The following is a 9,446-nucleotide window of genomic DNA, read 5'->3' on the forward strand; positions in this document are numbered from 1 at the left end:
ATACCCATGAGCTTCACCTCCTTCTTCGACTACACGGTCAACGGCCTGATCATCGGCAACATCTATGCGTTGCTGGCGGTCGGGCTCGCGCTGATCTTCGGTGTCTCGCACCTGATCAACTTCGCGCACGGCTCGGTCTACACCGTCGGCGCGTACATCGGCTGGGCCAGCATCACCTACCTGCACACGCCGCTGCCCGTGACCATCCTGCTCGTGGTGCTGGGCTCGGGCGCGCTCGGCATGCTGATCGAGCGCGTGGGCCTGAGGCCGCTGCAGGGCGCCGCGCGCATCGCACCGCTGCTGGCCACCATCGGCATCAGCTTCGTGCTCGACATCCTGGTGCAACTGGTCTTCAGCCCCGACCCGCGCTCGCTGCCCACGCAGTTGCCCGACTGGCGCCTGCAGATCGGCACAGGCACCATCGGCGCGCTCGACCTGCTGATCGCGGGCATCGGCATTGCCAGCGCGGCCGTGCTGTTTCTCTTCCTGCGCTTCACGAAGCTGGGCTGGGCCGTGCGCGCCACCGCGCAAGACCGCGACGCGGCGCAGCAGATGGGCGTGGACGTCGACCGCGTCAACCAGACCGTGTTCGCCATTGCCGCCGCGCTGGGTGGCCTCTCGGGCCTGCTGGTGGGCATGTACTACAACAACATCAGCCCCGCGATGAGCTTTCAGGCCACGCTCAAGGGCGTGGTGGCCACGGTGGTCGGCGGCGTGGGCAGTGTGCCGGGCGCCATCGTCGGCAGCCTGCTGCTGGGGCTGATCGAGAGCTATGGCGTGGCCATTCTCGGCACGCCGTACCGCAACCTCTTTGCCTTCGCGCTGCTGCTGGTCATCCTGGTGTGGAAGCCCAACGGCCTGTTCGGCCGCAAGCGCGCGTTGCCGCCCGAGCCGCTGACCGGCACCTTCATCGCGCCGAGCAAGCCGTGGCACATACCGCGCCGCGTGCTCGCCGCGCTGTTCGCGGCGGCGGTGGCCTTGCCGCTCTTCGATCCATCGCCGTACCTGCTGCAGACGCTCACCAACGCATGGCTCTACGGCGCGCTGGCGCTGAGCCTCACGCTGGTGGCCGGCACCATCGGGCAGATCTCGCTCGGTCATGCGGGGCTGCTGGCCATCGGCGCGTATGCCTCGTCGCTGCTGGTGCTCGACCTGCATCTGCCGGTGGGCACGGGCATCGTGCTCGCGGGCGTTCTGACGTCGCTGATCGGCACCGCGCTGATCTTCCCGGCCTTCAGGCTGCGCGGCCACTATGTGTCGATCGCCACGCTCGGCATCGGCGAGATCGTGGCGCTGACCATCCTCAACTGGGAAAGCCTCACGCGCGGGCCGATCGGCATCTCGGGCATTCCGCCGTTGTCGCTGTTCGGGCGTGATGCGTCGTCGAACGAAGCCATCTACTGGGCTTCGTTCGGTGCGATGGTGCTGCTGGCCTTGCTGCAGTGGCGCCTGCTGCGCTCGCACCTGGGCCGCACCTTCCGCGCGGTGCGCGAAGACGAAGTGGCCGCGCGCGCCTACGGCGTGAGCTCCGACCGCTACAAGGCGCTGGCCTTCGGCTTCGGCGGCTTCGCGGCCGGCGTCAGCGGCGCTTTCACCGCGCACATGTACTCGTACATCAACCACGAGACCTTCGGCTCGCAGATATCGATCCTCGCGCTCACGATGGTGATCCTCGGCGGGCTCGGCAACATCAGCGGCGCCTTGCTCGGCGCGGTCGCGCTCGTGAGCCTGCCAGAACTGTTCCGCGTGACGGCCGAGTACCGGATGCTGATCTACGGCATCGCGTTGCTTTTACTGATTCGCTTCCGCCCGCAAGGTCTGCTGGGCACTGTCTGAAAGAACCAAAAACCATGAGCCACCTGAACGACTACCTCGCCGAAAAACGCGCCGCCGTGCTGGCACGCAATGCCGCTGTCGAAGCCGGCACCGCACAGCCCTTGCAACTCAAGGCCAGCGTGAAGGCCGAAGGCCGCAGCGGTGTGCGCCGCCTGCGCATTCGCGACCACCAGATCATCAGCGACAGCCCGCCCGACTTCGCGGGCTACAACCTCGGCCCGAGTTCGCCCGAGCTGCAGCTCGGCGTGCTCGGCACCTGCGTCACGCACATCTTTCTGATCCAGGCGGCCGAGCGCCAGGTGCCGCTCGAAAGCCTCGAAGTGGAAGTGACCGGCATCATCGATCCGCGCGGCGGCAAGCCGGGGCATGAGCACACGCCCATCTGGCCGCACCAGATCGGCTACACGGTGCACATCGACTCGCCCGCGAGCCGCGAAGACATCGACGCGCTGTTTGAGGCGGTGGAACGCAACTGCCCCATCCTCAACCTGCTGCGCAATCCGCAGACCATCCGCGCCGAGGTGAAGCTCATCAACTCGAAGGCGCAAGCGGCCAACGCGCCGTCGAAAGCGGGCGATGCCATCGCTGCTTGAGATTCGCGGGCTCACGCGCCGCTTCGGCGGCCTCACCGCAGTGAATGCGGTCGACCTGCAAGTGGGCGAGGGCGAACTGCTCAGCGTGATCGGCCCCAACGGCGCGGGCAAGACCACGCTGTTCAACCTCGTGACCGGCCTCGACCGGCCCGATGCGGGGCAGGTGCTGTTCGACGGGCAAGACATCACCGGCCTGCCGGCGCAACAACTCGCGCAGCGCGGGCTGGCGCGCACTTTCCAGCATGGCCGGGTGTTCGCGAATCTCTCGGTGCTCGACAACGTCTTGGTCGGCGCGCACACGCGGCTGCGCGCCGTGAAACCGCGCGTGGGCGGCGTGCCGGGGCTGGGCGCCCTGGCCGAACTGGCGCTTGCGCTGGTGCAGCCTGCCGCCGTGCGGCGCGAGGAAGAGGCGCTGCGCAAGGACGCGCACGAGATCATCGCGCTCTTCGGCGAGCGGCTCACGCCACGCACCGACCATCCGGCGTACAGCCTCTCGTATGCGAACCGTCGCCGCGTGGAGATCGCACGCGCGCTCGCGCTCAAGCCGCGCCTGCTGCTGCTCGACGAGCCCACGGCCGGCATGAACGAAAGCGAGACCGCCGAGATGCTGGAGATCATTCGCGGCCTCAAGGCACGCGGCCAGACCATCCTGCTGATCGAACACAAGCTCGATCTCGTGATGCAGTTGTCGGACCGCGTGGTGGTGCTCGACGACGGCCGCAAGATCGCCGAGGGCCTGCCCGACGAGGTGCGCAACGACCCGGCCGTGATCGAGGCCTACCTCGGCCATCGCCATGTGGGCGAGGCGCGCGACGTACGTGAAGCAAGCGAAGAAGCGGTGCCCGCATGATCGCCACCGTCGCCCGCACCGGCCTTCTTGCCCCCTCGCCCCTGCGGGGAGAGGGCTGGGGTGAGGGGCTGCCCGAACGCAGCGCGGCACCCGCCTCCAATGCCGCTACGCAACCCCTGCTGCAACTCAGAAAGATCAACAGCTTCTACGGCCCCGTGCAGGCCCACTTCGACCTCGACATCGAAGTGCGCAAGGGCCAGATCGTCAGCCTGCTCGGCGGCAACGCCAGCGGCAAGTCGACCACGATGAAGATCGTGCTCGGGCTGCTCAAGCCGCGCTCGGGTGAAGTCAACTTCAACGGCGCATCCACGCTCGGCCTGAGCACGCCGCAGATTATCCGCAAGGGCATCGGCTCGGTGCCCGAGGCGCGCCGCCTGTTCCCCGCGATGAGCGTGCGCGAGAACCTGCTCATGGGCGCCTATGCGCGCAGCGACCGCAAGGGCGTGGCCGAAGACCTCGAACGCATGCTCGAGCTGTTTCCGCGTGTGGCCGAGCGCATCGAGTTCCAGGCCGGCACGCTCTCGGGTGGCGAGCAGCAGATGGTGGCGATGGCGCGCGCGCTCATGGGCCGCCCGCAACTCATCTGCATGGACGAGCCGACCATGGGCCTGTCGCCGCTGTATGTCGACAAGGTGCTCGAACTCATCGCGCGCATCAACAGCCAGGGCGTCTCGGTCTTCATGGTCGAGCAGAACGCCAGCCTGGCACTGCAGATCGCGCACCACGGCTACGTGCTGCAGACCGGGCGCATCGTGCTGTCGGGCCCGGCGCGCGAGCTGCTGGCCGATGCGCGCATCCGCGATGCCTACCTCGGCGGCGAGGGCGCAGCCCGCACCGCCTCTTGAACCATCTATCGGACACACGGAGAACGATCACCATGCCATTGACACTCGACCACATCGTGATCGCGGTGCACGACCTCGAACGCAGCATCGCCAACTACGGCGCGCTCGGTTTCCACGTGCTGCGCGGTGGCGATCACCCGGGCCGTGCCACGCACAACGCGCTGGTGGTGTTCGGCGACGGCAGCTACTTCGAGCTGATCGCGTGGCGCCAGCCGTCACCCAACGAACGCTGGTGGCAACTGCTGCAGCGGCATGGCGAAGGCATCGTCGACTTTGCGCTGTTGCCGCGCGACACCGCCATCACCGTGGCCGACGCCAAGGCGCGCGGCCTCACGCTCGAAGGCCCGCTCGACGGCGGCCGCGTGCGCCCCGACGGCGAACGCCTGCGCTGGCAGACCGCGCGTGCGCCCTCGGCCGACTTGCCTTTCCTGTGCGGCGACCTCACGCCGCGCGCCTTGCGCGTGCCCGAAGGCGAAGCGCGCGTGCATGCCAACGGCGCGCTCGGCGTGGCCAGCCTGGCGATTGCGGTACGTGACCTCGATGCCACATTGGCGCGCTACCGCGCCTTGCTCGGCATCGTGCCCGACGATGCCGACACCCACATCGGCGAGCCGGTGGCGGTGCCGGGCAGCAACCTGCGCGTGGCGGTCATTGCGCTGGGCGGCAGCGTGCTCGTGCTGTCATCGCCGCGCGAGAACGCATCGACCGCGCAGGAGGGCAGCGACACGCTCACGCAACGGATCGCTGCGCGTGGTGAAGGTCCGTATGCGCTGGTGCTGCACACCGACCGCCCGCAATCGACCGGTGTGTTCGACCTGGCACGCACCCATGGCGCGTTGATCGAACTCGACCTGCCGCCGCTGGAGCGCCATGCGAAGCATGGCAGCGCACATGCAGATCAGGCCAACAGCGTAGTGGGTGGATAGGTCACTGCCGCATCGAGGAGGTGGCGTTCAGGCCGCCCGCTCGTGCAGCTGGAACACATTGCCTTCGGGGTCGTGCCCATCGCAATGGCGGTGGCCGTTGAATTCCCACTCCGCCTCTGCCGGCTTCAGGGCACCGCCGTTCTCGGCCGCCTGTTGGCGCGCACCTGCGAGGCTGGCCACCGGGAAGATGAATTTCAGCGCGGTGTTTTCGCGCAGCACCGGCGGCTGCGCGATCTGTACCTTGGCCGCGATGCCCGGATTCATCGCGACAATGAAGAGCTGCAGCGCCGGCGAGGCCAGGCTCGCGTGGTCGGGTTCCGGTGGCGAGAGCGTCAGCCCCGCGACCTTCGCGTAGAAGGCGCCCACACGGGCAACGTCCTTGGCATAGATGACGGCTGCTGCAACGGCTTGATCTGGCATACGCACTTCCTCGATGGTTTCTTCACTGTTCGGCTACCTCGTTTCGATTCTGCCTGCGGGCGTGCTCGCGCTGGCTCTGCTGCTGCTGATTCCACGCGCTCTGGTGGGCGCGCGGGTGGCCGTGCACATCCTGTTCTTCATCCTGGCGCGCGATGCCATGAGCCCTGCGGGTTTCTGGCAACTGGACGCGGGCTCGATGCGCCTGAGCGGATCGGCGCCGGTGCTGTTTGCGCTGGCGGGCATGTCTGCCGCGCTGGTCATCGGCGTGGCCTGGCTGGAGCGCGGGGCGCGCGAGGGCATGGCGTGGTGGGGCAAGGGGCGCATGGTGCCGTCGGTGCTCTGGGGCGTGCTGGGTGCGGTGGTCGTTACCGCCATCGCTGCGGCATTGAAAACTGCGCTGGGGCTGCCATCGCTGCCGGCGCCGGACTCTTCCATGTACGCGCCGATCCTGGTCTTCGCGCTGCTGGGCAATGCCTACGAAGAACTGCTGTTTCGCGGCATGCTGCAGCAGCGCTTGGGACAGCACATGTCGGCGACGCGCGCGTGGGTCGTGGCAGCAGTGCTGTTCAGCCTGTGTCATGCGTGGCTGGCGTTGATCGTCACGCGCGTGGGCCTGCCGGTGCTGGTCTTCACGCTGATCGAAGGGCTGGTCGCGGGCTTCGTGTACCGGCGTGCGGGCTTGCTGGGTGCCACGCTGGCGCACGGTCTTGCGATCTTCGCGCTCGCGATCGGCTTGTACTGACGCGGATCAGGCCGATCGGCCCGCGATGTGCGCCTTGCGCATCTCGGCCTGCATCTTCTTTTGCAGCGGCAGGCCGCCTTTTTCGAGCGCTGCCGCGGGCGCTGCGCTTTGCTTCGTTGCCGGCCGGTGCTTGCGCCCCCAGATGCCGAGCTGCGTCACCACCGGCAGCAGGTCGATGCCCCTCGGCGTGAGGCTGTAGATGGCCTTCTGCTTGTGGCTCGGGTCGTCGGTCTTGGTGAGCACGCCGTGTTCGACGAGCGTGTTCAGCCGCTCGGTCAGGATGTTCGAGGAGATGCCTTCCTCGGACTGCAGGAACTCCCGGAAATGCCGCTTGCCGGCAAACATCATGTCGCGAACGATCAGCAGGCTCCAACGGTCGCCGAGGACTTCGAGCGCGAGGTTGATCGGGCACAGCGATTTTTGTTGGGTGGCCATCGGGCTTTCCTGCATCTTGAGAAACTGATTGCATTTTCGCACCAGTCATCCAATACTTCGACTGATTGCATTTCAAGATCAGTTGAACTCACGGGACCGAAGGAGAGACAACATGCGAAAGCTCGTGCTGCAGATGCAGATGTCCGTCGATGGTTACGTCTCGCCAGCCAACGGCAATCTCGACTGGCAGGTGTGGGGGTGGGGCGATCGCTGGGCCTGGGACGATGGGTTGAAGGAAGACTTCAACACTGTCTTCGACGGCGTCGACACCATCTTGCTGAGCCGCAAGATCGCGCAGGAGGGCTACCTCGACCACTGGGGGCGTGCCGCGAAGAACTATCCGGCGAACCCGCACTACGCCTTTGCACAGAAGGTGGTCGATGCGCAGAAGGTCGTGCTCACCGACAAGCTGAAGGCATCGCGCTGGGAGCGCACCGTCATCGCGCGCGGCGGCATGGCCGATGAAGTGAACGCGCTCAAACGGCAGGGTGGAAAGAGCATCCTCTGCATCGGCGGCGTGGGCTTCGCGTCCTCGCTCGTGGCGCAGGGGCTGGTCGACGAGTTCCAGTTCTTCGTCAATCCCACGGCCGTGGGCGGCGGTCGCTCGGTGTTTCACGACACGCAGCAGGGCCACAAACTGCGCCTGCTTCAATCCACGGGCTACGAATGCGGTGTCGTGGTCAACCGCTACGCCCCGATTTGAAGGACAACACCTCGTGCGGATACCGGCGCTTACCTGATTTCACCTGACCGAGACCTGAAGTGTTCGATCCGGACACAAGCCCGGCCCACAATGGACTCGTCATCAACGCATGAAGGAGTTCCAGATGATCAGCAATTCAAAGAGCATGGCCGTCGCTGTCGCGGCGCTCGCGATGTGCATGGCCGCGGGGAGCGCCTTTGCGCAAGACCGCCGCTTCGACGGACGCCCCGGCGATGGCCGCCCTGGTGACGGTCGTTATGAACAGCGCGACCGCAACTTCGATCGCGGTGGCCCACGTGGCGGCTACCGCGGCAACCAGGACTTCCGCGACGGCCGCCAGTTCGATCGCCGTGGCTTTCCGCAGCCGCACGTCGAATGGCGCCGCGGTGGCCGCGTGCCGCCCGAGTACCTGGGCCGCAACTACGTGGTGAACGACTGGCGCGGCTATCGCCTGCAGGCACCACCCCGTGGCTATCAATGGGTTGGCGTGGGCGGGGACTTCGTGCTCGCGGCCATTGCCACCGGCGTGATCGCGAACATCATCGCAGGCCAGTAAACAGCCGCGTCGGTTCGCGACAACCCAAAGCCGCCGCAGGTCACTGTGGCGGCTTTTCTTTGGGGGGGAAGGTGGCCTTCAGGCCAGTGCGGTGGGCACGGACTGGGCGCACACATTGCGCCCGGTGATGGTCAGCCGAAGGCCACCGCCGTGCCATTCGAGCCAGTTAAGGCTCACATACGCGTCGATGTCGCTGTCGTCGATGCGGTCGGCCTGGCGGCTTTGCAGAAGCTCCACCGTGGCGGGCAAAGCCCGTCTCAACCGCTCGCGCCGTTCCGCTGCATCGGCGGCCTTGAGGGCGGCCCTTGTTTGCTGTTGCTGCTGCTGCGGGGTCGATGCCATTGCTGATCCGTTTCCAGGAAGCCAGGGAATTAACCCGAATGTACGCCCCTTGTGTGAAGGCGCATTCTTCTTTTTTAACCTCTTTGTCGTCCGTAGTACACGCCACGCAACAGCCGCTGGACAGCCCCTAGATTTCGTAGTGCGATGCCCTTGCCTCATCGCCCAAAGCCTTCTCCACAACCGCACGCGTCAACGTGGGTGCGAACGACTCGATGAACGCATAGACGTACTTGCGCAGGTAGGTGCCGCGCCGCACCGCGAGCTTGGTGAGGTTGATGCCGAACAGGCGCCCCGCGTCGAGCGCACGCAGTTGCGTGTCGCGCTCCGCTTCATAGGCCACACCGGCCACGATGCCCACGCCCAGGCCCAACTGCACGTAGGTCTTGATCACGTCGGCATCCATTGCGGCGAGCACGATGTTGGGCTGCAGCCCGCGCTGCTCGAAGGCCTCATCGATGCGCGAACGGCCGGTGAAGCCGGTGTCGTAGGTAATCAGCGGATAGCGTGTGAGCGCATCGAGCGTGAGCGGTGCATCGAGCAGCGGATGCTCCGGCGGCACGATCACCGAATGCGTCCAGCGGTAGCAGGGCAGGGCGACCAGTTGCGGGTAGTCGCCCAATGCTTCGGTGGCAATGCCCACGTCGGCCTCGCCGTCGAGCAGCATCTGCGCGATCTGCTTGGGCGAGCCTTGGTGCAGGTGCAGTTTCACGTTCGGAAACTGCGTGCGGAATTCCTGCACCGCCACCGGCATCGCGTAGCGTGCCTGCGAATGGGTGGCCGCCACCGAAAGCAGGCCGCTCTGCTGCGCGACGAACTCCTGTCCGGCGTGCCGCAGGTTGCTGCTCTCCATGAGCATGCGCTCGATGATCGGCAGCACATGGCCACCCGGCTCTGTGAGGCCGGTCAGCCGCTTGCCGGCGCGCACGAAGAGCTCGATGCCGAGTTCCTCTTCGAGTTCGCGGATCTGCCGGCTCACGCCGGGCTGGGAGGTGTGAAGGGTGTGCGCGACTTCGGTCAGGTTGAAGCCGCAACGAACGGCCTCGCGTACCGAGCGCAGTTGTTGAAAGTTCATCTGGCGCGAAAGGGTCGGGGCCCCGGAGCGGAGCCGACGGGCGATTCTCCGTACAAGTGCTTATTCGGGGAACGATGCGTTTGTTGGTTTCACATGAGCAAAACATCTTTAGAGCCTTTGTCGGTA

The 9,446-nt window shown here is 66.4% G+C and carries 12 protein-coding genes; 8 read left to right on the forward strand and 4 right to left on the reverse strand.

Annotated elements, in window-relative coordinates; translation table 11 throughout:
- The first annotated feature begins 6 nt into the window (after positions 1–6).
- The 5 genes from H7F35_RS12145 to H7F35_RS12165 are packed head-to-tail and all read left to right on the forward strand — an operon-like array spanning position 7 to position 5,050.
- Complete coding sequence (locus tag H7F35_RS12145; protein ID WP_187113103.1) at positions 7–1,836, forward strand: ABC transporter permease; 1,830 nt, start codon at positions 7–9, stop codon at positions 1,834–1,836.
- 14 nt (positions 1,837–1,850) lie between these two features.
- Complete coding sequence (locus H7F35_RS12150) at positions 1,851–2,429, forward strand: OsmC family protein (protein WP_187113104.1); 579 nt, start codon at positions 1,851–1,853, stop codon at positions 2,427–2,429.
- Positions 2,413–3,279, forward strand: a complete 867-nt coding sequence (locus H7F35_RS12155; RefSeq protein WP_187113105.1) for an ABC transporter ATP-binding protein — start codon at positions 2,413–2,415, stop codon at positions 3,277–3,279. Before H7F35_RS12150 ends, H7F35_RS12155 begins: the two co-directional genes overlap by 17 nt.
- A complete protein-coding gene (locus tag H7F35_RS12160) occupies positions 3,276–4,124 on the forward strand; it encodes an ABC transporter ATP-binding protein (RefSeq protein WP_261803610.1) in 849 nt (282 codons plus the stop codon). Before H7F35_RS12155 ends, H7F35_RS12160 begins: the two co-directional genes overlap by 4 nt.
- Positions 4,125–4,156: 32 nt before the next feature.
- Positions 4,157–5,050 (forward strand): VOC family protein, encoded by an 894-nt coding sequence (locus tag H7F35_RS12165; protein ID WP_187113106.1) that lies wholly within the window; start codon positions 4,157–4,159, stop codon positions 5,048–5,050.
- Between the two features lie 27 nt (positions 5,051–5,077).
- On the opposite strand, the gene H7F35_RS12170 is transcribed toward H7F35_RS12165, so the two are convergent.
- Positions 5,078–5,470 carry a VOC family protein gene (locus tag H7F35_RS12170; protein WP_187113107.1) on the reverse strand — a complete coding sequence of 131 codons (393 nt, stop codon included), beginning with the start codon at positions 5,468–5,470 and terminating at the stop codon, positions 5,078–5,080.
- A gap of 13 nt (positions 5,471–5,483) precedes the next feature.
- Here H7F35_RS12170 and H7F35_RS12175 point away from each other — a divergent pair, with 13 nt between their 5' ends.
- Positions 5,484–6,212, forward strand: a complete 729-nt coding sequence (locus H7F35_RS12175; RefSeq protein ID WP_187113108.1) for a CPBP family intramembrane glutamic endopeptidase — start codon at positions 5,484–5,486, stop codon at positions 6,210–6,212.
- 6 nt (positions 6,213–6,218) lie between these two features.
- On the opposite strand, the gene H7F35_RS12180 is transcribed toward H7F35_RS12175, so the two are convergent.
- Complete coding sequence (locus tag H7F35_RS12180; protein WP_187113109.1) at positions 6,219–6,647, reverse strand: winged helix-turn-helix transcriptional regulator; 429 nt, start codon at positions 6,645–6,647, stop codon at positions 6,219–6,221.
- A gap of 112 nt (positions 6,648–6,759) precedes the next feature.
- On the opposite strand from H7F35_RS12180, the gene H7F35_RS12185 reads away from it, so the two are divergent.
- Together H7F35_RS12185 and H7F35_RS12190 are read left to right on the forward strand one after the other, a co-directional pair.
- Complete coding sequence (locus tag H7F35_RS12185) at positions 6,760–7,350, forward strand: dihydrofolate reductase family protein (protein ID WP_187113110.1); 591 nt, start codon at positions 6,760–6,762, stop codon at positions 7,348–7,350.
- Positions 7,351–7,474: 124 nt separating this feature from the next.
- Positions 7,475–7,906: an RcnB family protein gene (locus H7F35_RS12190; protein ID WP_187113111.1), complete on the forward strand. Its 432-nt coding sequence runs from the start codon at positions 7,475–7,477 to the stop codon at positions 7,904–7,906.
- A gap of 78 nt (positions 7,907–7,984) precedes the next feature.
- On the opposite strand, the gene H7F35_RS12195 is transcribed toward H7F35_RS12190, so the two are convergent.
- The gene (locus H7F35_RS12195; protein ID WP_093242115.1) at positions 7,985–8,248 is read right to left on the reverse strand and encodes a hypothetical protein; all 264 of its coding nucleotides are present in this window, start codon (positions 8,246–8,248) and stop codon (positions 7,985–7,987) included.
- 127 nt (positions 8,249–8,375) lie between these two features.
- On the reverse strand, positions 8,376–9,320 hold the full coding sequence (locus H7F35_RS12200; protein ID WP_187113112.1) for a CysB family HTH-type transcriptional regulator: 945 nt from the start codon (positions 9,318–9,320) through the stop codon (positions 8,376–8,378).
- Positions 9,321–9,446 lie beyond the last annotated feature (126 nt).

The organism is Variovorax sp. PAMC26660, assembly GCF_014302995.1.
Taxonomy (GTDB): Bacteria; Pseudomonadota; Gammaproteobacteria; order Burkholderiales; family Burkholderiaceae_C; genus Variovorax.

What these genes read in the sequence shown, in the direction of transcription:
- H7F35_RS12160 (WP_261803610.1), top strand. Translation starts at nt 3,276, where the DNA reads ATGATCGCCACCGTCGCCCGCACCGGCCTTCTTGCCCCCTCGCCCCTG.
- H7F35_RS12155 (WP_187113105.1), top strand. Translation starts at nt 2,413, where the DNA reads ATGCCATCGCTGCTTGAGATTCGCGGGCTCACGCGCCGCTTCGGCGGC.
- H7F35_RS12195 (WP_093242115.1), bottom strand. Translation starts at nt 8,248, where the DNA reads ATGGCATCGACCCCGCAGCAGCAGCAACAGCAAACAAGGGCCGCCCTC.
- H7F35_RS12175 (WP_187113108.1), top strand. Translation starts at nt 5,484, where the DNA reads ATGGTTTCTTCACTGTTCGGCTACCTCGTTTCGATTCTGCCTGCGGGC.
- H7F35_RS12190 (WP_187113111.1), top strand. Translation starts at nt 7,475, where the DNA reads ATGATCAGCAATTCAAAGAGCATGGCCGTCGCTGTCGCGGCGCTCGCG.
- H7F35_RS12150 (WP_187113104.1), top strand. Translation starts at nt 1,851, where the DNA reads ATGAGCCACCTGAACGACTACCTCGCCGAAAAACGCGCCGCCGTGCTG.
- H7F35_RS12180 (WP_187113109.1), bottom strand. Translation starts at nt 6,647, where the DNA reads ATGGCCACCCAACAAAAATCGCTGTGCCCGATCAACCTCGCGCTCGAA.
- H7F35_RS12185 (WP_187113110.1), top strand. Translation starts at nt 6,760, where the DNA reads ATGCGAAAGCTCGTGCTGCAGATGCAGATGTCCGTCGATGGTTACGTC.
- H7F35_RS12165 (WP_187113106.1), top strand. Translation starts at nt 4,157, where the DNA reads ATGCCATTGACACTCGACCACATCGTGATCGCGGTGCACGACCTCGAA.
- H7F35_RS12145 (WP_187113103.1), top strand. Translation starts at nt 7, where the DNA reads ATGAGCTTCACCTCCTTCTTCGACTACACGGTCAACGGCCTGATCATC.
- H7F35_RS12200 (WP_187113112.1), bottom strand. Translation starts at nt 9,320, where the DNA reads ATGAACTTTCAACAACTGCGCTCGGTACGCGAGGCCGTTCGTTGCGGC.
- H7F35_RS12170 (WP_187113107.1), bottom strand. Translation starts at nt 5,470, where the DNA reads ATGCCAGATCAAGCCGTTGCAGCAGCCGTCATCTATGCCAAGGACGTT.